This is a genomic window from Bauldia sp. (assembly GCF_020442045.1).
Taxonomy (GTDB): Bacteria; Pseudomonadota; Alphaproteobacteria; order Rhizobiales; family Kaistiaceae; genus Bauldia.
Genome location: NZ_JAGRLA010000091.1, coordinates 21,084 through 46,063 on the forward strand (window position 1 = coordinate 21,084; position 24,980 = coordinate 46,063).

Annotated in this window: 28 protein-coding genes; 7 read left to right on the forward strand and 21 right to left on the reverse strand. The window is 68.1% G+C overall.

Annotated features, from left to right (window positions below; translation table 11 throughout):
• Positions 1 to 91: 91 nt before the first annotated feature.
• From rlmH to KDJ86_RS10630, 4 genes are all read right to left on the reverse strand, one after another.
• Positions 92 to 571: a 23S rRNA (pseudouridine(1915)-N(3))-methyltransferase RlmH gene (gene rlmH, locus KDJ86_RS10615; RefSeq protein WP_291745380.1), complete on the reverse strand. Its 480-nt coding sequence runs from the start codon at positions 569 to 571 to the stop codon at positions 92 to 94.
• Positions 572 to 677: 106 nt separating this feature from the next.
• Positions 678 to 992 (reverse strand): ribosome silencing factor, encoded by a 315-nt coding sequence (rsfS, locus tag KDJ86_RS10620; RefSeq protein ID WP_521085279.1) that lies wholly within the window; start codon positions 990 to 992, stop codon positions 678 to 680.
• A gap of 163 nt (positions 993 to 1,155) precedes the next feature.
• On the reverse strand, positions 1,156 to 1,782 hold the full coding sequence (locus tag KDJ86_RS10625) for a nicotinate-nucleotide adenylyltransferase (RefSeq protein WP_291745382.1): 627 nt from the start codon (positions 1,780 to 1,782) through the stop codon (positions 1,156 to 1,158).
• An 11-nt stretch (positions 1,783 to 1,793) separates the two neighbouring features.
• The gene (locus KDJ86_RS10630; protein ID WP_291745383.1) at positions 1,794 to 3,092 is read right to left on the reverse strand and encodes a glutamate-5-semialdehyde dehydrogenase; all 1,299 of its coding nucleotides are present in this window, start codon (positions 3,090 to 3,092) and stop codon (positions 1,794 to 1,796) included.
• A gap of 155 nt (positions 3,093 to 3,247) precedes the next feature.
• On the opposite strand from KDJ86_RS10630, the gene KDJ86_RS10635 reads away from it, so the two are divergent.
• A complete protein-coding gene (locus tag KDJ86_RS10635) occupies positions 3,248 to 4,168 on the forward strand; it encodes a DMT family transporter (protein ID WP_291745385.1) in 921 nt (306 codons plus the stop codon).
• An 11-nt stretch (positions 4,169 to 4,179) separates the two neighbouring features.
• On the opposite strand, the gene proB is transcribed toward KDJ86_RS10635, so the two are convergent.
• The 8 genes from proB to KDJ86_RS10675 form a co-directional block, all read right to left on the reverse strand.
• Positions 4,180 to 5,295, reverse strand: a complete 1,116-nt coding sequence (gene proB, locus KDJ86_RS10640; RefSeq protein ID WP_291745387.1) for a glutamate 5-kinase — start codon at positions 5,293 to 5,295, stop codon at positions 4,180 to 4,182.
• Positions 5,292 to 5,684, reverse strand: a complete 393-nt coding sequence (locus KDJ86_RS10645) for a type II toxin-antitoxin system VapC family toxin (RefSeq protein ID WP_291745390.1) — start codon at positions 5,682 to 5,684, stop codon at positions 5,292 to 5,294. The genes proB and KDJ86_RS10645 overlap by 4 nt, the downstream gene beginning before the upstream one ends.
• Positions 5,681 to 5,950, reverse strand: coding sequence for a type II toxin-antitoxin system VapB family antitoxin (locus KDJ86_RS10650; RefSeq protein ID WP_291745391.1), 270 nt, complete (start codon positions 5,948 to 5,950; stop codon positions 5,681 to 5,683). The genes KDJ86_RS10645 and KDJ86_RS10650 overlap by 4 nt, the downstream gene beginning before the upstream one ends.
• 59 nt (positions 5,951 to 6,009) lie before the next feature.
• A complete protein-coding gene (obgE, locus tag KDJ86_RS10655; protein ID WP_291745393.1) occupies positions 6,010 to 7,050 on the reverse strand; it encodes a GTPase ObgE in 1,041 nt (346 codons plus the stop codon).
• On the reverse strand, positions 7,047 to 7,595 hold the full coding sequence (locus tag KDJ86_RS10660; protein ID WP_291745394.1) for a GNAT family N-acetyltransferase: 549 nt from the start codon (positions 7,593 to 7,595) through the stop codon (positions 7,047 to 7,049). Before KDJ86_RS10660 ends, obgE begins: the two co-directional genes overlap by 4 nt.
• Positions 7,570 to 8,154: a GNAT family N-acetyltransferase gene (locus KDJ86_RS10665; protein ID WP_291745396.1), complete on the reverse strand. Its 585-nt coding sequence runs from the start codon at positions 8,152 to 8,154 to the stop codon at positions 7,570 to 7,572. The genes KDJ86_RS10660 and KDJ86_RS10665 overlap by 26 nt, the downstream gene beginning before the upstream one ends.
• 104 nt (positions 8,155 to 8,258) lie before the next feature.
• The gene (gene rpmA / locus KDJ86_RS10670; RefSeq protein ID WP_291745398.1) at positions 8,259 to 8,528 is read right to left on the reverse strand and encodes a 50S ribosomal protein L27; all 270 of its coding nucleotides are present in this window, start codon (positions 8,526 to 8,528) and stop codon (positions 8,259 to 8,261) included.
• Positions 8,529 to 8,544: 16 nt separating this feature from the next.
• The gene (locus tag KDJ86_RS10675; RefSeq protein WP_291745399.1) at positions 8,545 to 9,171 is read right to left on the reverse strand and encodes a 50S ribosomal protein L21; all 627 of its coding nucleotides are present in this window, start codon (positions 9,169 to 9,171) and stop codon (positions 8,545 to 8,547) included.
• 222 nt (positions 9,172 to 9,393) lie between these two features.
• On the opposite strand from KDJ86_RS10675, the gene KDJ86_RS10680 reads away from it, so the two are divergent.
• Positions 9,394 to 10,503: a hypothetical protein gene (locus tag KDJ86_RS10680; RefSeq protein WP_291745402.1), complete on the forward strand. Its 1,110-nt coding sequence runs from the start codon at positions 9,394 to 9,396 to the stop codon at positions 10,501 to 10,503.
• Here KDJ86_RS10680 and KDJ86_RS10685 read toward each other — a convergent pair.
• Positions 10,467 to 11,474, reverse strand: a complete 1,008-nt coding sequence (locus KDJ86_RS10685; RefSeq protein ID WP_291745404.1) for a 2-dehydropantoate 2-reductase — start codon at positions 11,472 to 11,474, stop codon at positions 10,467 to 10,469. The genes KDJ86_RS10680 and KDJ86_RS10685 overlap by 37 nt on opposite strands.
• Positions 11,474 to 12,985, reverse strand: a complete 1,512-nt coding sequence (locus tag KDJ86_RS10690) for an acyl--CoA ligase (RefSeq protein ID WP_291745406.1) — start codon at positions 12,983 to 12,985, stop codon at positions 11,474 to 11,476. The genes KDJ86_RS10685 and KDJ86_RS10690 overlap by 1 nt, the downstream gene beginning before the upstream one ends.
• 75 nt (positions 12,986 to 13,060) lie before the next feature.
• Here KDJ86_RS10690 and KDJ86_RS10695 point away from each other — a divergent pair, with 75 nt between their 5' ends.
• Complete coding sequence (locus KDJ86_RS10695) at positions 13,061 to 14,272, forward strand: M24 family metallopeptidase (RefSeq protein ID WP_291745408.1); 1,212 nt, start codon at positions 13,061 to 13,063, stop codon at positions 14,270 to 14,272.
• 7 nt (positions 14,273 to 14,279) lie between these two features.
• Here the strand turns inward: KDJ86_RS10695 and KDJ86_RS10700 are convergent, their stop codons facing one another.
• Positions 14,280 to 14,981, reverse strand: a complete 702-nt coding sequence (locus tag KDJ86_RS10700) for a fumarylacetoacetate hydrolase family protein (RefSeq protein ID WP_291745410.1) — start codon at positions 14,979 to 14,981, stop codon at positions 14,280 to 14,282.
• Positions 14,982 to 15,156: 175 nt separating this feature from the next.
• On the opposite strand from KDJ86_RS10700, the gene KDJ86_RS10705 reads away from it, so the two are divergent.
• The 4 genes from KDJ86_RS10705 (at position 15,157) to KDJ86_RS10720 (ending at position 18,924) form a co-directional block, all read left to right on the forward strand.
• Complete coding sequence (locus tag KDJ86_RS10705; protein ID WP_291745412.1) at positions 15,157 to 15,900, forward strand: sulfite exporter TauE/SafE family protein; 744 nt, start codon at positions 15,157 to 15,159, stop codon at positions 15,898 to 15,900.
• A 277-nt stretch (positions 15,901 to 16,177) separates the two neighbouring features.
• Complete coding sequence (locus KDJ86_RS10710; RefSeq protein ID WP_291745413.1) at positions 16,178 to 17,374, forward strand: SH3 domain-containing protein; 1,197 nt, start codon at positions 16,178 to 16,180, stop codon at positions 17,372 to 17,374.
• Positions 17,375 to 17,462: 88 nt separating this feature from the next.
• Positions 17,463 to 18,026 (forward strand): SIS domain-containing protein, encoded by a 564-nt coding sequence (locus tag KDJ86_RS10715; RefSeq protein ID WP_291745415.1) that lies wholly within the window; start codon positions 17,463 to 17,465, stop codon positions 18,024 to 18,026.
• Between the two features lie 85 nt (positions 18,027 to 18,111).
• Positions 18,112 to 18,924: a BtpA/SgcQ family protein gene (locus tag KDJ86_RS10720; RefSeq protein ID WP_291745417.1), complete on the forward strand. Its 813-nt coding sequence runs from the start codon at positions 18,112 to 18,114 to the stop codon at positions 18,922 to 18,924.
• 279 nt (positions 18,925 to 19,203) lie between these two features.
• Here KDJ86_RS10720 and KDJ86_RS10725 read toward each other — a convergent pair whose 3' ends face one another.
• The 6 genes from KDJ86_RS10725 to KDJ86_RS10750 all read right to left on the reverse strand — a co-directional run.
• Positions 19,204 to 20,064, reverse strand: coding sequence for a carbohydrate ABC transporter permease (locus KDJ86_RS10725; protein WP_291745432.1), 861 nt, complete (start codon positions 20,062 to 20,064; stop codon positions 19,204 to 19,206).
• A 79-nt stretch (positions 20,065 to 20,143) separates the two neighbouring features.
• The gene (locus KDJ86_RS10730; RefSeq protein WP_291745419.1) at positions 20,144 to 21,283 is read right to left on the reverse strand and encodes a carbohydrate ABC transporter permease; all 1,140 of its coding nucleotides are present in this window, start codon (positions 21,281 to 21,283) and stop codon (positions 20,144 to 20,146) included.
• Between the two features lie 104 nt (positions 21,284 to 21,387).
• Positions 21,388 to 23,049, reverse strand: a complete 1,662-nt coding sequence (locus KDJ86_RS10735) for an extracellular solute-binding protein (protein WP_291745421.1) — start codon at positions 23,047 to 23,049, stop codon at positions 21,388 to 21,390.
• A 272-nt stretch (positions 23,050 to 23,321) separates the two neighbouring features.
• Complete coding sequence (rbsK, locus tag KDJ86_RS10740; protein ID WP_291745423.1) at positions 23,322 to 24,254, reverse strand: ribokinase; 933 nt, start codon at positions 24,252 to 24,254, stop codon at positions 23,322 to 23,324.
• A gap of 15 nt (positions 24,255 to 24,269) precedes the next feature.
• Positions 24,270 to 24,725, reverse strand: coding sequence for an RbsD/FucU family protein (locus tag KDJ86_RS10745; RefSeq protein ID WP_291745425.1), 456 nt, complete (start codon positions 24,723 to 24,725; stop codon positions 24,270 to 24,272).
• A gap of 32 nt (positions 24,726 to 24,757) precedes the next feature.
• On the reverse strand, positions 24,758 to 24,980 hold a 223-nt coding region (locus KDJ86_RS10750; RefSeq protein ID WP_291745427.1), incomplete at its 5' end, for a hypothetical protein.

Genomic DNA, 24,980 nt, shown 5'->3' on the forward strand with positions numbered 1-24,980 from the left:
GGATTAACGATCTGTCAACCAACCCCGGGGACCTGAAGCGTGCCGGGAAATTGCGGCTGAAGCGCGACCCGGCAGGCTCCGCCGGCGGCGCTCAGTCGCGGTGATAGGGGTGGCCGGAGAGGATGGTGACCGTCCGGTAGAGCTGTTCGGCGAGCATGATCCGGACGAGCTGATGCGGCCATGTCACCGCGCCGAAGGCAAGCCGGAGGTCGGCCCGGGCGATCAGGTCCGGCGCCAGGCCGTCCGGCCCGCCAATGGCGAAAACCAGGTCGCGGGCGCCGGAATCCCGCCATTCGGCGATCTTTCCGGCAAACGAGCGACTGTCGAGACTCCTGCCGCCTTCGTCGAGAACGACCAGGAGCGCGCCCGGGGGCAGGAGGGCCGCAAGGCTCTCGCCTTCGGCCTGCTTGCGCTCCGACGCCTGCCGGGCGCTGCTTTCGGGCAATTCGCGGAGGTCGAAGGTCAGGCCGAGTTGCCGGCCGGCGCGGGCGGCGCGGTCGACATAGCGGTCGAGCAGCACGCGTTCCGGCCCCGCCTTGAGCCGGCCGATCGCCGCGACGACGACCTTCATCGAGACAAGATCCCGACCGAGACGGCGGATGGCCCTTCCCGATCGCGTCCCCCCGGCCTCGCATCGGCTAAGGGCAATCCCGCCCTTCCCGGCGATATTCCGGCGGTCAGGCCGCCTCCACGCCCCGCCACATCTTCTCGATGTTGTAGAAGTCCCGGACTTCGGGCCGGAAAACGTGGACGATGACATCGCCGGTGTCGACGAGCACCCAGTCGCAGGATTTCTGTCCCTCGACACGGATGTCGCGAATGCCGGCCGACTTGAGGTCCTGGATCAGTCGGTCCGCCAGTGAACCGACGTGACGATGCGACCGTCCCGACGCGACGACCATATAGTCGCCGATCGTGGTCTTGCCGGTGATGTCGATTGAGGTCACGTCCTCGGCTTTGGAGTCGTCAAGGCTCTTGAGGACTACGTTCAACGCGTCCGCAGCGGTGAGGTCACTGCTCGCAGGCGCAATGGGGGGAGAACGAAGAATCGCGCTCTCGCTCCTGAGTGCCGTGGTCAGTGTCTGGTCCCTTCCCAGGTTGTTGCCGGCTCATACCACCGACTGTCCGGAAGATAAGCCCTTGGCGGTGACGGTTTCAAGACGCCTGACGACGTTGCCTGAGCAGGGTCGAGGACAGCGGAATATGGGGCGTGGGGAGGAAAACCCAGGCCGGCGGCGTCATCAAGGCCAGCCGGGCGGCCTCGCGATCGGGTATCCGGAAGCGGGCCAGGGCCCTGGCGGCGGGCGAGGAAAGCGCCTTGAGGGCAAGGCCCGGCCGGTTGAACACGGCGATCGGCACACTGTCGGCGATGCCCCGCCAGTCCCGCCAGTGGTGGAACGTCGCCAGGTTGTCGGCGCCCATCATCCAGACGGGATGGACGCCGGCAAGGCGGGGGGCGAGCCGGCGCAGCGTCTCGGCGGTGTAGTTGGTCCGAAGCGCCGCCTCGACCCCGGTCACCTTGATTCGCGGATCGTCGGCGAGCCTGCGCGCGGCGGCGATCCGGCGGTCGAGGTCCTCGGACGGGGCGTCGCGTTTCAGCGGGTTCTGCGGCGAGACCAGCCACCAGACCTGGTCGAGGCCGAGGGCGCGAAGCGCCACCAGGCTGACCTCGCGATGACCGGCATGCGGCGGGTCGAAGGACCCGCCGAAGAGGCCGATCCTCATTCCCGGCTGAATATGGGGCAGGCGAACCGAGGTCCTCGAGGCGCTGACGGCGACCATCGGAGGCTGGATCAGGCCCGCACCTGGCCGGAACCGCGTACCCGGTATTTGAAGCTGGTGAGCTGCTCGACACCGACCGGACCGCGGGCGTGCATCTTGCCGGTGGCGATGCCGATCTCGGCGCCCATGCCGAATTCGCCGCCATCGGCGAACTGGGTGGAGGCGTTGTGGAGGACGATGGCGCTGTCGACCCGTGACATGAAACGCTCGGCGGCCGCCTTGTCGTCGGTGATGATCGCGTCGGTGTGATGGGAGCCGTAATGCTCGATGTGGTCGATCGCCGCCCTGATGCCGTCGACGACCTTCACCGAGATGATCGCATCGAGATATTCGGTCGACCAGTCGCTCTCGGCCGCCGGGGTGACGCCCGGCACGACCGCGCGGCTCTGCTCGTCGCCACGGACCATGCAGCCGGCTTCCTTCAGCGCGACGATCAGGGGCTTGAGATGCGTGTCGGCGACCTTGCCGTCGACCAGCAGGGTCTCGACCGCGCCGCAGATTCCGGGCCGGCGCATCTTGGCGTTGACGACGATCTCCCGCGCCATGTCGAGGTCGGCGTCGCGATCGACATAGATGTGGCAGATGCCCTCGAGGTGGGCGAAGACGGGAACCCGCGCCTCGTTCTGGACGCGGGCGACGAGGCTCTTGCCGCCGCGCGGGACGATGACGTCGATCGCGCCGCTGAGGCCGGAGAGCATGTAGCCGACGGCGATGCGCTCGCGGGTCGGGACGATCTGGATCGCCTCCTTCGGCAGGCCGGCCGCCTCAAGGCCCTCGACCAGGCAGGCATGGATGGCGGCGGAGGTGCGGAAGGAATCCGATCCACCGCGCAGGATGGCGGCGTTGCCGGCCTTGACGCAAAGCGCGCCCGCATCGGCGGTGACGTTCGGCCGGCTCTCATAGATGATGCCGATGACGCCGAGCGGCGTCCGGACCCGCTCGATGTGGAGCCCGTTCGGCCGGTCCCACTCGGCCAGCACCGTTCCGATCGGATCGGGCAGGGCGGCGATTTCCTCTATGCCGGTCGCCATCGCCTCGACGCGCCCGGCGTCGAGCGTCAACCGGTCGACGAAGGCATCGGCGGTCTTCGCCTCCCTGGCGTCGGTAACGTCGAGCGCGTTTTCGGCGAGGATCTTCTCCTCGTTGCCGCGGATGGCGGCGGCCATCGCCTTCAGCGCGGCGTTCTTTTCCTTGGTCGTCGCATTGGCAAGCCGTCGGGCGGCTTCCTTCGCCGCCCGGCCGATTGCGGCCATCTCGGCCCCGATATCGGCACCGGCGCTCGCATCGTCGCGTGCTTCGGCAAGGCTCATGACGCGTTCCTTCGCGGGACGGATTTCCGGAAAGCAAGGTGTTTTGCACCAAAAGCGGCGCCGCGCAAGCTATCTGCGGCTGGACTTGGCCGAGTCTTCGCGTCATGAACGGTGCCCCGCCGCCGCTTGCGGCAGGCATCTTCGGCATTCCTCCCATGACCTCGGCATCGACCCGGATCGACCGCACCCACGACGAAAACATCCCGCTCGGCATCGGACTGATGGTGCTCGGGATGTTCATGTTCTCGGTCAACGACGTACTCGGCAAGTGGATGGTCGCGACCTACGCGGTCGCCCAGCTCATGTTGCTGCGGAGCGTCGGCGCGGTGATGGTGATGACGCCGGTGCTCGGCAGGCCGGGCCATGCCGAGATGCTGCGGATGCCGCGGCCGCTGCTCCAGGCGCTGCGGGTCGTGCTGGCGACCGCCGAAAGCCTCTGCTTCTACACCGCGGTGGTGGTGCTGCCGCTGGCGGACGCCTTCACCTATTACCTCGCCGGGCCGATCTACGTGACGGTGCTCGCGGTGATCTTTCTCGGCGAGAAGGTCGGCTGGCGCCGATGGCTGGCGGTGCTGGTCGGCTTCGTCGGGGTGGTCATCGCCCTGCAGCCGGGCGCCGGCGCCTTCGGCTGGCATGCGCTGATCGCCTTCGCCGGGAGCCTCTTCTACGCGGCGCTGATGATCCTGACCCGGGTGCTGCGCGGCACGTCGCCGACGGTGATGGCCGCCTCCCAGGTGTGGGGCGGGGTCCTGTTCGGGGCGCTGGCGGCGCCGGTCGACTGGGTGCCGCTGGCCAGCGTCGGCGACGCGCTGCTGCTGGCGCTGATCGGAGTCATCGCGGTGACAGCGATCGTCATGGTCAACCGCTCGCTGAAGCTCGCGCCGGCCTCGGTCGTCGTGCCGTATCAGTACACGCTGATCCTATGGGCGGTGGTGTTCGGCTATTTCGTCTTCGGCGGCATCCCGACGCTGCCGACGATGATCGGCGCCCTGCTGATCGTCGCCTCCGGCCTCTTCATCTTCTTCCGCGAGAACAAGGTGACGAAGGTCGAGCCCGACGTGGTGACCGGGCCGTAGGGACGGGGGGCCTACTCGCCCCTCAGCGCCATGTCGTCGCGATGGATCATCTCGGCGCGGCCGGCAAAGCCGAGGATCGTCTCGATCTCGCGGCTGTTGCGACCGGCGATGCGTTCGGCATCGCCGGCATCATAGGCGACGAGGCCGCGCCCGACCTCGGCCCCGGCGGGATCGAGGATCGCGACCGCGTCGCCGCGATGGAAGTGGCCGCGGACGGTCCTGACGCCTGCCGGCAGCAGGCTCTTGCCGGCGCGAAGCGCCCTGACCGCACCATCGTCGACAACCAGGGCGCCGTGGGTCTCGACGTGACCCGATATCCATTTCTTGCGGGCCCTGACCGGATTGGTCTGGGCGGTGAACCAGGTGCAGCGCTCGCCTTCGGCGATACGGCGGAGCGGATGCAAGGCGTGGCCGCTGGCGATCAGCATCGCCGTGCCGGCGGCGGTGGCGATCTTGGCGGCTTCGATCTTGGTCAGCATGCCGCCGCGCGACAGCTCGGACCCGGCGCTGCCGGCCATCGCCTCGATCTCGGCAGTCACGCGTGGGACCAGCGGCAGGTGATGGGCATCGGGATCGGACTTCGGCGGCGCCGAGTAGAGGCCGTCGATATCGGACAGCAGGATCAGGAGATCGGCGCTGATCATCGTCGCGACCCGCGCGGCGAGGCGGTCATTGTCGCCGTAGCGGATCTCGGTGGTGGCGACGGTGTCGTTCTCGTTGATCACCGGCACGGCGCCGAGCTTGAGGAGCGTGGTGATCGTCGAGCGCGCGTTGAGATAGCGCCGGCGCTCCTCGGTGTCGTCGAGGGTGAGGAGAACCTGGCCGGCGGTGAAGCCATGGCGGTGGAGGGTCTCGGCCCAGGCGCGGGCGAGGGCGACCTGGCCGACGGCGGCCGCCGCCTGGCTCTCCTCGAGCCTGAGCGTGCCGCGGGGAAGGCCGAGGATCCGGCGGCCAAGGGCGATCGCGCCGGAGGAGACGATCAGCAGCTCCTGGCCGTTGGCGGCGACGGTGGCGAGATCGGCGGCGAGCGCGTCGAGCCACTGATGGCGGATGCCGCTGTCCTCGACCAGCAGCGAGGAGCCGATCTTGACGACGATGCGATGGAAACGGGCGACGGTCGGGGTCACGGGAGAGCCGGGGCTATGTCGGTTTGGGCGAAGTCGTCGCCCTTGAACAGGAGCGGGACGCCGTGCGTGCTGGCCACCGCATAGGCCATGCAGTCGCAGATGTTGAGCTGCGCCGGGTGACCGCGTCCCTTGCCGAAGCGGTCGAAGGCCTGGGTCGCGGCCGCGTACATCTCCAGGGAAAAGGCGACGGAATGAACCTGGGGCGGCAGCAGGAAGCGGGTGACGAACGCGTCCGGATCGTCCACCTTCGACGCCAACACCAACCGGACCTCGAGAAGCGTCGGCGTCCCGACCAGGGCCTCGCGGCGCGCGATTTCCCGGCTATACGCTTCCTCTTCGGGTTCCGCCAATGCGATGGCGACGATCGCCGACGTGTCGAGCGCGATCATATGGGAAGGCCGGACTCATCGTACATGTCGCCATGTTCGGAGGTCGCTCCCGGCTTCTTGTGCCGCGCGGTTTCGCGGGAAAGCTCGCGGAGTGCCTCGTAGGTCGCGCGCTGTTCCGGCGTCAGGTCATCGCGGCAGGGGAGCTTCGCGCCATAGTCGCGCAGTGCCGCCTCGACGACCTCGGTGATCGTGCGGCCGGTCTCCCCGGCGATGACATGAGCGAGCCGGTAGACTTCGTCGTTACGGATGTTGAGCTGCCTGGTCATAGCTAGCTCTCCTTCGAATTGATGCTAGCACATATAATCGTCAGATACTTAACGGACAATCACGGCTGCCAGACTTGCTTCGGTTCGGACGGAATGGCGTTCGGATCGTCGGTCCTGGCGGCCCTGACCTGGCGGGCAAGGAGGCGGAGGAGGTCTTCCACGCCTTCGCCGCTGACCGCCGAGACGAGGCAGGGCTCGCGGCCCGCGGCCGCGGCGAGGGCTTTTGCGGCGATCTCGCGCTCGTCCGGCGACAATGCGTCGACCTTGCTGAGGGCGACGATCTCGGGCTTCCCGGCGAGGCCATGACCGTAGGCCTCGATCTCCTCGCGGACGGTGCGATAGGCGTCGCCGGGGCCTTGCTGGGTGCCGTCGACGAGGTGGAGGAGGACGCGGCAGCGCTCGACATGGCCGAGGAAGCGGTCGCCGATGCCGGCGCCTTCGTGCGCACCTTCGATCAGGCCCGGAATGTCGGCGAGGACGAAGTCGTGGCCGCCGACGACGACGCCGAGATTGGGGTGGAGCGTGGTGAAGGGATAGGCCGCGATCTTCGGCTTCGCCCCGGAGACGGCGGCGAGGAAGGTCGACTTGCCGGCATTGGGCAGGCCGACCAGGCCGGCGTCGGCGATCAGCTTGAGGCGGAGCCACAGCCAGCGCTCCTCGCCGGGCGCTCCGGGATTGGCGCGTCGCGGCGCGCGGTTGGTCGATGTCTTGAAATGGGTGTTGCCGAAGCCGCCATTGCCACCGCGCGCCAGCAATACCCGCTGGCCGACCTCGGTGAGGTCGGCGATCAGGGTCTCGTTGTCCTCGTCGAGGATCTGGGTGCCGACCGGGACCTTGAGGACGGCGTCGGCGCCGCCGGCGCCGGTGCGGTCCTTGCCCATGCCGTGACCGCCCTTGGCGGCCTTGAAATGCTGCTGGTAGCGATAGTCGATCAGGGTGTTGAGGCCATCGACGCATTCGGCCCATACGTCGCCGCCGCGGCCGCCGTCGCCGCCATCCGGGCCGCCGAACTCGATGTATTTCTCGCGACGGAAGGAGACCGCGCCGGCACCGCCGTCGCCGGAGCGGATATAGACCTTGGCCTGATCGAGGAATTTCATGGGTTCAGGCTTTCGAAGCGTTCGCGGGTCAGGATGGTGTCGATATGCTCGACCGGACGGCCGCGCGCAAGGCATTGGCGCATCGAGACGCCGACCTTCTCGAAGCCGAGCTTGGCCTGGACCCGCATCGACGCGGGGTTGTCGACGAAGACGCCGGAATTCACCGGCCCGGCGCCGAAGGTGTTGAAGACATGGGCGAGGAAGGCGCGCCCGGCTTCGGTCGCATAGCCCTTTCCCCAATGGTCGCGACCCAGCCAATAGCCGAATTCGCGCTCCCCGCGGATACCGGAAAGGCCAATGCCGCCGATCAGCCGGCCGTCGAGGACGATGGCCAGCGGCAAATCGCGCCCGGTGGTCGCGGCGACCGAGGCGAGGAACGCCTCGGCATCGCGGCGCCGGTAGGGCCAGGGGACCCGCGCGAGCATCCGCGCCACCGCCGGATCGGAGATCTCCGCGACCATGCGGCCGATATCCGCCGCCGCGGCGGGACGGAGCGTCAGCCGCGGGGTCTCGATCGGCTCAGCAGCGGGAATCGCGCGCGACATCGCTCTCCTCTCCGGTGCCGGATGCCCACGACTTCAGGCTTGCCCAGTTACGCCGCTCGAGCACGTAGCGCTCGACGGGGATGGCGCCGAGCGACACCGGCGAGCGGACCATGCCGGTCTCGCGGAACTGGAAGCCGCATTTCTCGATCACCCGGCGAGCACGGCTGTTGCTGACCCGGTTGGAGCACCAGACGGCGGTGGCGCCGGTGTCGGCGAAGGCGAGATCGACGACCGCCTGGGTCGCCTCGGTGGCATAGCCGCGACCCCAGAAAGCCTCGCCGATCCAGGTCGCGACCTCGATCGCATCCGGGCGGTCGGACATCGGACCGTAGCCGCTGATGCCGATGGTCGAGCGGACGCTGCGGCTGACCACGGCGAGCGTCCTGCCGCCCGAGCGCCAGTAGTCGCCGGGCGCCGCGGCGAGGTTGCGGGCAACCACCGGGTCGGCGGCTAGTCCGATCGCCCGGTCGCGCTCGTCCTCGGTCGGCGTCTTGAGGATCAGGCGCCGGGTGATGATCGGCCGGTGGTCGGGATCGCCGTCATCATGCTGGTCTGACATGGCTCGCTCCGAACGGAAAAAAAAGGGGAGATGGCGCCCATCTCCCCTTTGAAACCGTTCAAATCGCCGGGTCGATGTGACGCCGGCGGGAATCGTCATGCCGGCTATTTGTCAGCGGCAGCGGCCGGGTTGACCGATACATAGGTGCGACCACCCGCTTTGGTGCGGAAGGCAACCGTACCGTCGGTTTTGGCGAAGATCGTGTGATCCTTGCCGAGGCCGACATTGTCGCCGGGATGCCACTTGGTGCCGCGCTGACGCACGATGATGTTGCCGGCAATCACCGACTCGCCACCGAACTTCTTCACGCCGAGACGGCGGCCCGCGGTATCGCGACCGTTGCGCGACGAGCCGCCTGCTTTCTTGTGAGCCATTGCCGGTTCTCCTGTCCTACTTGCCTTCGGCAGCCAGCGTCCTGGCCTGGTCGACCCAGCCCTCGCGCTCGATCCGCCCCTTGAAATTCAGTTCCTCGTCGACGCGGGTGATGTCTTCCTCCGTCCACGCCGCAATCTGCGCGAAGGCGGTGATGCCGAGGGCGTGGAGCTTCTTCTCCAGCACCGGGCCGACGCCGCTGAGGCGCTTCAGATCGTCGGCCGCAGCGGCGGGCGCCGCCTCAGCCCTGGCGGGCGGGGCTTCGACCGCGGGAGCCGGCTCGGCCTTCTTCTCGGCCTTGGCAGGCTTGGCGGCCTTGGCCGGCGCCTTGCCGTCGGTGAGGATCTCGCCGATGCGGACGACGGTCATCATCTGGCGATGGCCGCGGCTGCGCCGGGAATTCTGGCGGCGGCGCTTCTTGAAGACCAGGATCTTGTCGTTCCGGGTCTGGTCGACGATCTCCCCGGTCACCGTGGCGCCGGCGACGAAGGGGCCGCCGAGCGCGGTGTCCGACTCGCCACCAACGACGAGGACCTGCTCGAAAGAGACCTGGTCGCCGGCCTCGCCGTCGAGCCTGTCAACCTTGACCAGGTCGGCCGGCTCGACCCTGTATTGTTTTCCGCCGGTCTTGATCACTGCGAACATGAACACGATCCAAGTCGATTTCCCCGATCGCCGACCGGGGCGGCAAGATTGCCCGAATTTGCAGAAACGAAAGGGCGCGACTTTGCAGCCGCGCCTGTTTCGCGCGCACTATAGGCATGGCGAAACCGCTGTCAAGGAGCGTCGGCAGGGTTCCGGCGACTGGCAGAAGCCGCGTTTTCGGGGCATCCTGCCAGCCTTCACGGGGAGGCAGACAGGATATCCATGTCGGAACGATTCCATACCATCCAAGCCGCCGGCTCGCGACTGAGCCTCGACCTCCTGAACGGCCACATCCGTTCCTTCGACGTGACGCTGGACGGGCGGACCATCGCCCCCTTCCATACGGCGCCCTGGGTCGAAGAGCAGGCGGTGATCGACGATCCCGAGATTCCCCTGAATCTCAAGTATTTATCCTGCGATTTCTTCTGCGCGCCGTTCGCGGCAAGCGATATAGAGGAGGCGCCGGGCCATGGCTGGCCGCCGAATACGGCCTGGACGGTCCTCGGTGACGAGAGCCTCGCCGGGGGCGGGGTGACCGCCCGGTTCGAACTGAGCAGGCCGGTGATGGGCGCCCGGCTCGTCAAGGAGGTCACGCTGCGCGACGGGCATCCCTTCGCCTATCAGCGCCATGTCTTCGAAGGGGGCCATGGCGCGGTGTCGGTGGCAAGCCACGCGATGACGCGCTTCGCGGAGCCGGGCCGGGTGTCGTTCTCGCCCAAGGCCTTCGGCGAATTGCCGTCGATGGTCCAGGAAGGCGATCCGGAACGCGGACGCTCGCTCTTCGCCACCGGCCGGCGTTTCGAGGACCTGACCAGGCTGCCGCTCGCCGACGGCTCACTGGTCGACCTCCACGGCTACCCGGTCGCCCAGGACCACGAGGATTTCGTGATGCTGGTCGAGGCGCCGGATTCGCCGCTCGGCTGGGCAGCGGCGGCGCGCGCCGGCCAGCGCGACATCGCGGTCAGCCTCAAGAACCCGGCCGACTATCCGGTGACCTTCCTGTGGTTCAGCAATGGCGGACGGTATTACGCGCCGTGGAACAACCGCCATCGCGGCGTTCTGGGCATCGAGGAGGGGCGGGCCTATTCGGCCTATGGCCACAAGGCGTCGATCGAGCCGAATCCGCTGTCCGAGGCGGGCATCCCGACGGCGCTGGAGCTGAAGAGCGACGGCACCGCATCGGTCAGCCATGCGATCGGCGGGCTGCCGCTGCCGGAGGGTGCGAGCGAGGTCTTCGCCGTCGACGTCGTCGGCGACGGCTTGCGGGTCACGCTCAACGACGGCCAGTCGCGCGACTACCCGTTCGACGCGGGATTCCTCGGCATCGCGTAGCAGCCGCGCGTCACGGCGCGGTGGCGGACAAGGGCGAGGACGGAATCGATCGCCGGCGTCGGCACCGCGACCAGCCGTCCGAGCTCCTGGACGGCGGTGACCAGGGCGTCGATCTCCATCGGCCGGCCGCGCTCGAGGTCCTGGAGCATCGAGGTCTTGTGGGCGCCGACCGCGCCGGCGCCCTCGATGCGGCGATCGACGTCGATCGGGAAGGCGACGCCGAGCGTCTCGCCGATCGCCTGGGCCTCGGCCATCATCGCCCGGGCGACGGCGCGGGTGCCGTCGTCCGCGACGAGCGCCTCCAGGGTGCCGCCGGTCAGCGCCGAAATCGGGTTGAAGGCGACGTTCCCCCAGAGCTTCACCCAGATATCGCCGCGGATGTCCGAGCGGATCGGGGCCTTGAGGCCTGCCGCGACAAGTATCCTCGCGATCGCGGCAATGCGGCCGGAGGCCTCGCCGGAGGGTTCGCCGAGGGGGAGGCGGATGCCCTCGATGTGGCGGACGAGGCCGGGTTCCTCGACTTCCGCAGCGGGATAGACGACACAACCGATCGCGCGCTCGGGGCCGATGCGGTCCCAGATCAGCCCGCCGGGATCGACCGAGGCGATGCGCGTGCCTTCAAGCGCGCCGCCGGAGCGGTGGAAATACCACCAGGGCACGCCGTTCTGGGCGGTGACAACGGCGGTCTCGGGCCCGATCAGCGGGGTGATGGCGGCGAGGGCCGGCGTGACCGAGTGGGCCTTCAGGCAGAGGATGACGCAGTCCTGGGGGCCGAGCTCGGCGGCATCGTCGGTCGCCCGGACGTGGTGGACCGTCCCGGCGCCGTCCTCGATCAGGCGGAGGCCGTCCGCCCGGATCGCAGCGAGATGGGCGCCGCGCGCGACAAGCGACAGCTCCGGCCCCTCCACGGCCGCGAGCTTCGCGGCGAGATAGCCGCCGATCGCGCCGGCTCCGAAGACACAGATCCGCATCAGCCGAGGCCGAGCTTGGCGGCAAGGCCGATGCGCTGGAGCTTGCCGGTCGCGCCCTTGGGGATTTCCTCGAGGATGACGACCTTGCGCGGGACCTTGAAGTCGGCGAGACGGGCGGCGGCGAAATCCCGGATCTCCTGCTCGGTTGCCCGCGAGCCCTCGCGCAGCACGACGGCGGCCGCCACCTCCTCGCCGAGCCTGTCATGCGGCATGGCGAAGGTGACGACCTGGGCGATGGCGGAATGGTCCATGAGGATATCGTCGACCTCGCGCGGGGAAATCTTCTCGCCGCCCCGGTTGATGATCTCCTTGAGCCGCCCGGTGACCCGGACATAGCCGTCGGCGTCCATGATTCCCTGGTCGCCGGTGTGGAACCAGCCGTGGGCGAAGGCCGCCGCATTGGCGTCCGGGTTGTTCTCGTAGCCGGCGGTGACATTCGGGCCGCGGATGACGATCTCACCCTCGGTGTCCGCCGGCAGGAGGGTTCCGTCGGCTGCCATGATCGCGACCTCGGGGCCGGCCGCCGCGCCGACGCTGCCGGGTTTCCGATCGCCGGGCGGCAGCCGGTTCGACGTCATCTGGTGGGACGCCTCGGTCATCCCGTAGGACTCGATCACCGGACAGCCGAACATGTCCTCGAGCTCGGCCATGACCTGCGCCGGGAGCGACGAAGAGGAGGAGCGGATGTAACGAAGGCGGCTTGCCGCGACCGCCCCGGCGTTGCGGGCGGCACGGGCGAGGATCGCCTGATGCATGGTCGGGACGGCGGTGTACCAGGTGGGCCCGATCTCGCCGAGCCAGCCGAAGAAGCGGAGCGCGTTGAAGCCCGGCGTGCAATGGACGCTGCCGCCGGCCGTCAGCGACGACAGCACCGCGGCGATCAGGCCGTGGATGTGGAAGAGCGGCATGATGTTGAGGCAGCGGTCGCCGGCGTCGAGCGACAGGGTTCGCCCGATATGGGTGGCGGAGGCACCAAGATTGGCGTGGCTCAACGGCACCAGCTTCGGCCGCGAGGTGGTGCCCGAGGTGTGGAGGAGGAGGGCGATGTCCTCGGGCTCCGCCAGTCCCGGGCGCTTCGCGTGGCCTTCCATGCCGCCATTGATGGTGAAGGCGCCGGCCGGATGGGCGAGATCGTGGATCAGCCGCAGGATCGGAATGCCGAGCCTGTCGGCGACGCCGACCACCGGTCCTTCCTCCTCCTCCGCGACCAGCACGGCCTTGGCCCCGATGTCGCCGAGATAGAATTCCAGCTCCTCCGCCCGGTAGGCGGGATTGAGCGGCGCGGTGGTCGCGGCGGCCGCGACCGACAGGAAGGCCGCCGCCATTTCCGGGCCATTGGGCAGGACGATCGCGACCCGGTCGCCGCGGCCGATGCCGAAGGCGTTCAGCCGCTCCACCGTCGCGTGCATAAGGTTCTGCAACCCGTGATGGGTCAGCGGCCTGCGGTCCGGCGCGCCGATGGCGGGGGCGTTTGCCTCCCCTGCCGCAATGCGTTCGATGATGGTGGTCATGGAGGTCCCGTCGCTGGATCGGCCGATAACGCCTATAGTCCTTCGTCGAGGAAGGACTCACAAGGGAGGCATCCAATGGATATCAAAGACGCCGAGCCGGGCGCTACCAATGCGGCGGGCGCGGGGGGGCTGCCTTTCGATGCCGGCCGGCTGGACGAATTGCTCGACGGCGCCGGGATCGACGTCCTCGTCGTCTCGTCGAAGCACAATATCCAGTACCTCCTCGGCGGCTATCGCTTCTTCTTCTTCGATCATTTCGACGCGATCGGCCTCAGCCGCTACCTGCCGCTGCTGGTCTATGTCCGGGGCAAGCCCGCAGACGCCGCCTATTTCGGCAACCCGATGGAAGGCTACGAGGAGGCGCTCGGCAAGTTCTGGACGCCGCGCGTCGAAAAGGGCTGGGGATCGGTGCCGGTGACGGAGCAGGCCGCGGCGTTCGTCGCGAGCCTCGGCAAGCAGCGCGGGCGGATCGGCGTCGAGCGGGCCTTCCTGCCGGCCGACGCCGAGGAAGCGCTGCGCCGCGCGTTGCCGGACGCGGAGATCGTCGAGGCGGTCGTGCCGCTGGAGCGGCTCCGGGCGATCAAGACCCCGCAAGAACTCGATCTCCTCCGCACGGCTTCCGAGCGGGTGGTCGACGCGATGCTGACGGTGATGGCCGGCCACCGGCCGGGTGCGACCAAGCTCGAGCTGACCGAGGCGCTGCGCCGCGAGGAAGTCCAGCGCGGCCTCAACTTCGAATATTGCCTGATCACGGCGGGAACCAGTACCAACCGGGCGCCGTCCGGGCAGGTATGGGGCGAAGGCGACATCCTGTCGCTCGATTCAGGCGGCAACTACAAGGGCTATATCGGCGACCTCTGCCGGATGGCGATCCAGGGCGAGCCGGATTCGGAGCTCGAAGACCTGCTCGGCGAGATCGAGGCGATCCAGCAGGCGGCGCGATCCCCGATCCTGGCCGGGGCACGGGGCGGCGACATCTTCGCCGCGGCCGAGCCGCTCGTGCGGCAATCGAGCCACGGCAACACGCTCGACTTCGTCGCCCATGGCATGGGCCTGATCAGCCACGAGGCGCCGCGGCTCACCTCGAACGGGCCGGTGCCCTATCCGGGCGACGACGCCGACCGCCCGCTCGCCGCCGGCATGGTGCTTTCGATCGAGACGACGCTGGCGCATCCCCGCCGCGGCTTCATCAAGCTGGAGGACACGGTCGCGGTGACCGAGGACGGCTGGGAAGCCTTTGGCGACGGCGGGCGCGGCTGGAACCGGGGCGGCACCGCGGCCGGCTGACGCCATCTCAGACGACGGTCACCGCGAGGTCGCCGACGCCATCGATGTGGCCGTCGAGCCGGTCGCCGCGCGCGACGGGACCGACGCCCGAGGGCGTGCCGGTGAAGATGACGTCGCCGGGCATCAGGGTGAAGAAGCCTGACAGGCAGGCGATCATCTCCGGGATCTTCCAGATCATCTGGTTGATGTCGCCGGTCTGGCGCCTCTCGCCGTTGACGTCGAGCCAGATGGCGCCGGCGTCGAGCATGCCGGACCGGGAGACCGGCACCAGCGGCGAGCAGGGGGCGGAGGCCTCGAAGGCCTTGGCGGTCGCCCAGGGACGGCCGAGCTCCTTCGCCTCGGCCTGGAGGTCGCGGCGGGTCATGTCGAGGCCGACGGCGTAGCCGTGGACGCAGGCCGGCGCATCCGCGACGGCGATGTCCCGGCCGCCAGTGCCCAGGGCGACGACAAGCTCGATCTCGTGATGCACGTCCCGCGACGCGGCCGGATAGGGGAAGGCGCCGGTGAGGTTCAGATTGTCCGGGTTCTTCTGGAAGAAGAAGGGCGGCGAACGCGCCGGGTCATGGCCCATCTCGACGGCATGGGCGGCGTAGTTGCGGCCGACGCAATAGACCCGGTGGACCGGGAAGAGCCTGTCGGTGCCGGTCACCGGCAGAACCGGCCGCGGCGCCGGCTGGATAACGAAACCGGGCTCCGCTTCGCCACTCATCGATCGATCCCCCAGGGAAGGCTTCCTCGTCGCTGCCGTTGCCGGCATGCGCGACCTTATCAGGATCGTTCTGCCGGTGCGACGTGGCGCGCGCGTTGGGCGCGCGGGCGCGGCGCGTCTATAACTGGTGGCGACCGGCGAGCGCCGCCGGCGGAACATCGCGGGCGGCCGTCGCTTGGTTGGGGAATTCATCATCATCTGCGCCGCGCTGGCGCTAGGCGGCTTCGTCAAGGGCGTTGCCGGCGCCGGCATGCCGGTGGTGGCGATCCCCGTCCTTGCCACTTTCCTCGACGTGCCATCGGCCGTGGCGGTGATGGTCTTTCCGGTGATCGTGACGAATATCATGCAAGTCATCCGCTACCGCGGAGAGGCGGTGGCGGTCGCGAAGCTGCGGCCGATGTGGATCATGGCCGGTGTCGGGATCGTGGTCGGCACCTGGCTGCTGACGGCGGCGCCCGAGGCATGGCTGGGCGGCGCGCTCGGCGCGGTGCTCGTCGCCTATGTCATCCTCAGGCTGGGCCGTCCCCACTGGCGGATTCCGGCGCATGCGGTCGGCCGGGTCGCACCCTTTGCCGGCCTGGCTTCGGGGGTGCTGCAGGGTGCGACGGGCATCTCGGCGCCGGTCAGCCTGACCTTCCTCGCCTCGGTCAATCTGACGCGGCCGCAATTCATCCTCGCCGCATCGGTCCTCTTCGTCACATTCGCCCTGATCCAGCTCCCCTCGCTGGCGGTCGCCGGCATCCTGACCTGGGAGCGGGCGCTGTTCAGCCTGCTGGCGCTCGCGCCGGTGCTGGTCGCCATGCCGGCTGGCGCGCGGGTCGCCGGGCACCTCAGCCAGCAGGCCTTCGACCGGGTCATCCTGGTGCTTCTCGTCGCGATGGCGGTGAAACTCTTTGCGGATTCCGGCTTGTTCGGGTAGGCAAAAGGGATCGGTTTCCGATCTGCGAAGGGCAGGATCGTGACGGCTGGATCGAGCCATCCGGACTGCCCGCCACAAATCGGCGGCCGTGCCGCATTCTCGGCCCGTGATCGCCGTATTTCGGGGCAAGGATGCCGTCGAGTGGCCAGGGGGCGGTGGCTAGTGTCGGAGTATGACCGTGGGCCAAGATGGCGGAGCGAAGACTCCCGCCAGCGAGCCTCCCTTGTCCATGGGCGAAGCCGTGTTCCTGCGACTGCAGGCGCGGGAAGGGGGTAAGGTGGCGACCAGGTCGCGGGGAACGGACGGAAAGAGGAGCAAGGCACCGGCGCCGCGCGAGGATGTCGCCGCGCGCCCTGCCGATCCGTCGGATCTCGAGGCTGTTCTCAGAAACCAGCTGGAATCGCTGGCTGCGTCGCTCAACGGCGAGGCGGAGAAGCCGCCGATGCCGGTGGCCGAGGCCCCGCAGGCACCGCCCGGCAGCGACGCGCCACGCGCGGTGCCGGCGCCGGCGATGCGGTCCGAATTCGCACCCGATCCCATCCGGCAACGGACCTATTACGATCTGAAGTCGCCGCCCAAGGCGCGGCCGAGGCGGCCGGCGGCGACGCCGGTTCCCGCCCGGCGGGCGGCGGTGGTGTCCGGCGGATTGAAGAAAGCCGGCCGGCGCTGGCTGCCGGCAAGCAGCGTCTTCTACGACGACGTGCCGAAGCAGCGGGCCGCACCGGCCCGGCCGAAGCCGGCGCATGCGGCACAGGCGGCGGAAGTCGAGGCGCGGCGGGGGCTCGGCCTCGATGCCCGGACGCTGTCGATCGCGGCCATTGTCGGCATCGGCATCGGTTTCGTCGCCCTGACGGCGGCGACGCAGTTCGGGCCCTCCGATTCCCCGGAGGAAATCGCCGCGATGGCGCCGGTAACAATGAGCGCCAAGACGCCGGAACCGGGACCGTCCGGCGAGGGGGTCTTTGCCGAAAACGTCACCACACCGGTGAAGCAGCAGTCCCGCGTCCTGCCCAACCAGCCTATGCTGCGCTACGACCCGGCACCGGAGACCGAGACGATCGCCTCCGACGCGGGCGCCGGGCAGGCCGTGGCCAGCGCACGTCCGGCCGAGGCAAGGACCTCGCAGCCAGCCGCCAGGCGCGTGGAACAGCCGGGATGGGAGGCGGCGTCGCCTTTCTTCGAGGATTCCGAGCCGCCGCAGGTCCTGTCATACGCCCCGGTGGAGCGGGCGGCCCCGGCCCGGCGGGCGCCGGCCGGCAATACCTCGGCGACGGTTCCGGCCGCCAACAAGGGCGCCGGCACGGGCAGGGTGAATACCGCGGTGAACATGCGGTCCGGACCAGACAACAACGCCGCGGTCGTCGCGGTTCTTGCCGCAGGCACGGCGGTCAAGATCGAGAAATGCGATTACTGGTGCACGGTGGTTGCCGACGGCAAGCGCGGTTACGTGTTCCGGAAATTCGTCGGCCGATAGCCGGCCCGGAAGCCGGCCACTTGTCACGGACCGGAGCAAGGCTATAGACCGGTCTCCCCGCAAAGGCGCAGAAGCGAGGAGGCCGTCCTTGGATCAGACCCTTTCCGAACTCGGTCAGGCGGCGGTTGCCGATCTCGGCACCGTGCTTGCCCGCATGCCCGACGACGCCGCCGATCCGCTGATCGAGGCGATCCTCGCGGCGCGCCGTATCGCCATCCATGGTCTCGGCCGCGAGGGGCTGGCGATGAAAGGCTTCGCCATGCGCCTCTTCCATATGGGGCGAGACGTCCATGTGGTCGGCGACATGACCACCCCGCCGCTCGGCCCCGGAGACCTGCTGATCGTCAGCGCCGGCCCGGGCGATTTCCGCAGCATCGACGCCCTGCTCGACATCGCCTCCAATGCCGGCGCAAAGACCGCGGTGGTGACCGCGGAGCCGGAGGGCGCGACATCCCGGAAGGCCGACGTCCAATTGGCGATCCCGGCCCAGACCATGGCCAGCGACCAGGGCGGCGCGGTCTCGGTGCTGCCGATGGGGTCGCTCTTCGAGATCGCCCAGGCGATCGTCTTCGAACTGGTCATCCTGAGGCTGCGCGAACGCACCGGCGAGACCGCCGAGACGATGCGGGCGCGGCACACAAATCTCGAATGAGCGGGCCCGTGGAGCGCGGACATCCGCGCGCCCGGCGCGACAACGGCAATCATCGATCTTCAACCGAGCAGGAGACCAACCAGGCATGACCGGCAATTTCACGAGCGTTTTCGGCAAGACCAAACCGGCCATCGCGATGGTGCATCTCGGCGCGCTGCCGGGATCGCCGCTTCACGACGCATCGGGGGGGCTGGAGGGGTTGGTCGAAGGAGCCGCGAAGGATCTCGCCGCCCTGCAGAAGGCCGGCTTCGACGCGATCATGTTCGGCAACGAAAACGACCGGCCCTACGAATTCAACGTCGACACCGCGTCGACCGCGACGATGGCCTATGTCATCGGTCGCCTGCGCTCCGAGATCACGGTACCCTTCGGGGTCAACGTGCTGTGGGATCCGATGAGCTCGATGGCGCTCGCCGCTGCGACCGGCGCGGCCTTCGTCCGGGAGATCCTGACCGGCACCTATGCCTCCGACATGGGGCCGTGGACGCCGGACGCGGGCAAGGCGATCCGCTACCGCGATCGGCTCGGACGCTCGGACCTCGCCGTGCTCTACAACATCTCGGCGGAATTCGCCTGGTCGCTCGACCAGCGGAGCCTCGCCGACCGCGCCCGCAGCGCGGTCTTCTCCTCGATTCCCGACGCGGTGCTGGTATCCGGGGCGATCACCGGCGAGGCCGCGGCGATGACCGACCTCGAGTCGGTCAAGGCGGTGCTGCCCGACACGCCGGTGCTCGCCAATACCGGGGTCAAGCATGCGACCGTGGCGGAGGTGCTGAGGGTCGCGGACGGCTGCATCGTCGGCTCGTCGCTGAAGGTCGACGGCGACACCTGGAACCCGGTCGACCCGGAGCGCGCGGGCGAGTTCATGCGGATCGTGCGCGAAGCGCGGGGCGGCTGAGGCGCCGGCCCGAAGCGGAGGCGCCTTGCGTCCTTCGAGGCCCGGGCTTCGTCCTCGCGCCTCAGGACGACGAGTCGGGGGATTCACGAACCGGAAGGGGCGGCGTCTGTCCGGAGCCATGTTCCCGTCATTCCGAGGCGCCGGCCGCGGTGCGGCTGGCCTCGAAGAACGCAAATCGGAGGCACCCGGCACCGATCGGACAGCAGGGCAGGCCCCCTTCCGAGGCGAGGACGCCGGCGGCGGTAAAAGGAATCCGCCGCAATTCCAGAAGCCTGGACGCTACTTGACAGCGCCGGTGGACAGACCCTGGACGATGTAGCGTTCGAGCAGGATGCCGACGATGATCAGCGGCAGGATGGCCGCCGCCGAAAGCGCCGCCATCGACCACCAGCTGATTCCTTGCGAGCCGGTCTGACTGGCCACCATGACCGGGAGCGTCTGGACATTGGCGCCGGTGAGCAACGCGGCGAAGAAATACTCGTTCCACGACAGGACGAGCGCGAGGATGAACGCGGCGACCATGCCGGGCAGCGCGATCGGCAGGACGATGCGCAGGAAGGTGCCCCAGATCGACAGGCCATCGACAAAGGCGGCTTCCTCGAGCTCGACCGGGATGGTGTGGAACTGGTCGCGCATGATCCAGATGACGATCGGCAGGACCATCAGGGTGTAGACGAGGATGAGCCCGGGCAGCGAGTCGAGCAGCGCCAGCTCCTTGTAGAGGACGAGGAAGGGCATCGCCAGAACGACCGGCGGCAGGATGAGCTGCGAGATGAAGAAGAAGCCGATGTCGTCATTCTTCATCGGGCCGAAGCGATAGGGGAAGCGCGCGAGGCCATAGCCGGCGAGCGAGCCCAGCGCCAGCGCCAGGAAGGAGCCGCCGAGCGAGGCCCACAGGCTGTTGGTGAAGCGCTTGAGGAACTCTTCCCGGACGGTCGATGTCTCGAAGATCGTGTCGGGCGACAGACCGAGTGACCGCAGGCCCTTCCAGCTCGGCGTGAAGTCGACCAGCGGGACCAGGTGACCCTGCATGACGTCGGGCGCCTCCTTGAGGGCGGTGGTGAAGGTCCAGTAGATTGGAAACAGGCAGATGAAGGCCCAGAAGATCAGCACGCCGTAGATCAGCACCCGGGTGGCCATGAAGGCCGCGCGGCGGGAGCCATGGTGAACGGGGGTGCTGTCGAGCGTCGATGTGTAACTCGTCAAAGCTTCGCCCTCCCTAGCTCTCCGCGACCGCGGGCAAGGCGCCGTATCGCCTCGCCAACCGCCGTCCGGCGATCAGCAGCACGGTGATGAAGATGATGATGGCTATCAGGTAGAACTCGGCGAGCGCCGTCCCGTAGCCGACGTTCGATCTGTCCCGATACTCGCGATAGATGAAGCTCGAAACCGTGTCGGTGGCACCGCCCGGGCCGCCCGCGGTGACGTTGATGACGATGTCGGCGAGCTTCAGCTTGAAGATGATCCGGATAATGATCGTGGTGATCGAGACCGGCAGCATCAGCGGGAAGATAATCCGCCAGAACGCCTGCCACGGGGTGGCGCCATCGACCTTGGAGGCCTCGAGGACCTCCTTCGGCAGGGCCTGCAGCCCGGCGAGCAGAAGAATGATCATCAGCGGGATGAAGACCCAGGCGTCCATGACCTCGATCGACAGGCGGGCGATCCAGGGGTCGCTGAAGAAGGCGGGCCTTTCCCAGCCGAGGAGACGGGCCAGCCGCGCCATCGGGCCGAAGCGGTTCTCCATGATCGACTTGCCGACCATCCAGCTCACCGCGACGGGCGACAGCATGAAGGGCAGGAGGAAGACGATGCGGAAAAAGCGGCGGGCGCGGATCTCGGAATTGAGGATCATGGCGAGGCCGAAGGCGACGGCATATTCCACCAGCACCATCAGCCCGTAATAGAGCATGTTGCCGAGTGCGTTCCAGAAGAAGGGGTCGTTCCACAGGGCGCGGAGATTGTCCCAGCCGTTGAAGACGCGGCCGGCGTCCGAGCTCAGGTTCCAGCTGGTGAAGGCGATATAGAATCCGAAGATCGTCGGGAAGACGACCAGGGCGACCGTGAAGAAGACGGCAGGCAGCACGAAGGTCGCGCGCGAGCCGCGTTCACCGCGCACCAGCACCTGGCCGAAGATGATCGACGCGGCCCACAGGGCGTAGGCGTAGAGCACCGGCAGCCAGGTGTCGAAGCCGGACTCGATGACGCCCGACGCATAGAGGATCTGGAAGGCAAGGGTCGCAACGAAGATGATCGAGCCGGCGGCGATCATCAACTTGCCGGCCATCTTCTGGCTGGTGGCGTTGGCCACGGGCCTGTCGAAAGCGAGGGGGGCATTTGCCGGTGTCGAACTGGTCATGGCACCGCGCTGACGGATCAGCTTTCCTGAGAAAAAACGTGGACTGGCGGCACGGTCCGCGCCACCAGTCCGATTTCCGCGTTCACCGGAGAATCCGGATCCCGCTACATTCCGAGCGAAGCCTTATAGAGCTTGATCTGGTTTTCCCGACCGATCTCGTCGGTGATCTTCTCCCAGGCCGCCGCGATGGCATCCGCAGTCTCCTGCGCCGACTTGTACTGGCCGGCAAAGCCCTTGGCCAGTTCGTCCTCGGCGATGGAGTAGTACTGGAAGATGCCCGGAATACGCGGCTCGATGGCGGCGTTCGGATGGTTGTAGGATTCCGACTCGGAGCCGAGATAGTCGCTGATGAAGTCGGAATCGTACCCGGCCTCGACCCACTCCTCGATGTTGAAGTGGCTGTTCCGGTACGGCTGGAAGCCGGACGGATAGGCCGCGCACCACAGCGACAGGTCCTTGCCGCCGAGATGGGCCGCCGCGCTCCACGCGGCCTTGCGCTTCTTCTCGTCGCCCGAGACCCTGTTGGTGACGTAGATGCCCCAGCCGAGATAGGCCATGTTCGGCGCGAAGTTCGGCGTCGCCGGCGTCTCCCACTCGCTGGTCTTGGCGTTGTAGACCTGCTTGCTGCCGGGGTTGATCGAGAAGCCGACGACGTCGCCGATCACCGAGGAGTCGGACGTGCGGGCGTTGGAGCCGACGTCGCCCCACCAGCAGATCATCGAGCCGGTACCGGCCAGGAACTGCTGGAAGGCCGTGGTGCCGGGGTCCGCGTTGATCTGGTCCGGCGGATAGACGTCGGCGGCGATGAGGTCCATGACGTCCTGGATCGCCCGCACGAAGGCCGGGTTGTTCACCCGCGGCTTCATGGTGTCGGGATCGAACAGCCATGCCGGATCGTCGGGATGCTTGGCATAGGCCGTGGCGCGGTCCTCGAGGAAGTAGAAGCCGAAGCCGCCCCAGCCCTTGAGCGGGTCGAGGAAGCCATAGGCATCGAGGCCGGTGAGCGGGTCCGACTGGCCCTTCACCTTCTTGGTGACCTCGTCGACCTCGTCCCAGGTGGTCGGGGCATCGGTCATGCCGCTGATCGAGCCTTCGCCGAAATAGTCGGTCCGATACGCGAAGGTGTGGCAATCGCCGTCGATGGTGATGCGATAGGTCTTGCCATCCCAGGTGCCGACCGGCGGCTTCAGGTAGTTCACGTAGTCGTCCATGTCGATCAGGGTCTTCACCCAGTCCGGCATCTCGTCGAGCAGGCCCTTGCCGGCCGTGTCACCCTCGAATGGGGCGCCCATCTCGATGATGTCGAAGTCCACCGTGCCGGTGGCGATCGACTGCTGGAGGCGCGGATTGTAATCGGCCTGGGCGAGGTCGATCCAGTTGATCTTGGCGCCGGTATAGGTCTCCCAGGGCTTCAGGAAGCCGCGGAACAGCAGGTTGTGGAGGTTCTGGTTGTTGAGCCCCATGAAGGTCAGCTCGACGCCGGCGAATTCGCCTTCCTTCACCGTCTCCTTGGTGCCGCCGAGGCAGAGCTCACCGACCTTCTGCCAGTCGGCGTCGGTCGGCGATCCCTTGCCGACGCCCGGGATCTTGAGGATCTCGGCGCGCAGGTTGTCCTGGGCAAGGGCTTTCCCGGTCAACGGGCTCAACGGCCCCAGGGCGCCGGCCGAGCCGAAGGCGGCGACGGCGCCCGCGCCGGCGGCACCCTTGAGAAGCGCGCGGCGGCTCGCCTGCATCTGCATCAGGCGATTGTAGAGTTCTAACTTCACGATAAATCCTCCCGCTCTGGAGCGTATGTCCTCCCTGGACTCCTGTCCCCGGACAATGAGCGAACGACTTTCAGCGCTCGCCTCCCGGCCGGCGACGGAAGTGACATTTCAGTATGCAGCAGCCTAGAGGGGTGTCAACAAATCGTCTGCCGCAAGGTGCGAGCCATGACAACCCAAGGGCGCGCTCGCGGTATCGCGGCCGGGTGTCTACGACGCGCTGCCGGGCCGCGGGGAGGTCGACCGCTTTCGCGTCGAACAATAAAGCCGGCCGATCAGCGGCGGGCGAGCAGGGCCTCGACCTCGGCGAGCGTCGGCATCGACGGCGCGGTGCCGTGGCGCGTCACCGACAGGCCGGCCGTCGCGCAGCCGAAGCGGGCGGCCTCGGCCGCCGGCATGCCCATGGCCAGGGCCGCCGCGAAGCCACCGTTGAAGGCGTCACCCGCCCCGGCGGTCTCGACCACCGGGTCGATCTCGAAGGCCGGGACGAGGGTCGATTCGGTCGGCGTGTGGAGGAGGGCGCCCGCCTCGCCAAGGGTTATCAGCGCGGTTCCCGCTCCCTTGTCGAGGAAGACGTCGCCGGCCTTCCGGGCCTCCTCGACGTTGGTCACCGGCAGGTTGGTGAGGAAGGCGGCTTCGCTCTCGTTCGGCGTGACGTAGTCGCAGAGCGCATAGATGGTGTCATCGACGGGGGCGGCCGGCGCCGGGTTGAAGACCGTCGCGACGCCGGCTGCGCGGGCGATCTCGAGGGCGCGATGGGCGGCCTCGGCCGGCTGCTCGAGCTGGGTGACGAAGACGGCGGCGCCGCGGATGGCGTCGGCCGCGGATTCCACGTCCTCCGCACTGATGCTTTCGGCGACACCCGGCGCGACGATGATCGCATTCTCGCCGGTGCGTTCGTTGACATAGATGAAGGCGGCGCCGGTCGGCCCGTCGGGGGACTCGACGATCCGGGCGGTGATGCCCTCGGTCCGCCAGGTCGATTGCGCCACCGCGCCGAAGTCGTCCTGGCCCAGCCGCGAGATGAAGGTGACCCTGGCGCCGAGGCGGGCGGCGGCGACCGACTGGTTCGAGCCCTTGCCGCCGGGGCCCATCTTGAAGCCGGTGCCGAAGATGGTCTCGCCCATGGCCGGCATGCGGTCGGCGCGAAAGGCGAGGTCGGCGACGAAGACGCCGAGGATGGCGATGCCGCTTTTTTCTTCCGTCATGTCAAAGGCTCCGGCTCAGTCGGCGTCCGGCGGGATGACGCCCTTCTTGAAGACGAAACAGCCATAAAAGCGGCGCTCGCCGGTCTGGATCACGCAATAGGCCTTCTTCGCAAGGTCGTAGAAGGCGAAGCGCTCGATCGAGCCCATCGGCCATGACCTGCCCTCGGCCGCGTCGATCTCCTTCTGCACCTCGGCCTGGACCGGCGGTACCTCATCGGGCTTGTCGACGATCTCCATGCGGAGCGCCGGATTCTCGACGAAGGCATCGAGCGGCATGACCGAGAGGATCGCCTTGGCGGCCCGGGCGGCGGTGACATTGTCGATCCGCAGGAGCGAGCCGAGCACGGTCTGGCGGGCGACGGAGTCCGCCGGGAAGTTGGTGTCGCAGATCACGAGGTCGTCGCCGTGGCCCATGGCGCGGAGCGCGCCGAGAACCTCGGCATTGAGGACCGGATCAATGGATTTCAGCATGAATGATATTCCCCCTGTAGTGCGGTTCCGCCCTAGTCGGCGGTGATCCTCATAGCATCGAACGGGCCGGTGGCGCTGTCCTGAAGCGATCCGGTATCCAGCGGGTCGGCATCGAAGGGCGCGAAGGAAAGCGTCGCGGTCCCGGTCATCGCGGCGGCAGAGATGTCGTAGACGCCGTCGATATCGACCCTGCCGATCCGCGGCTCGGGCCAGTGGATCGAGGCGAGCGTGAAGTCGAGGATGACCGCCTTGAAA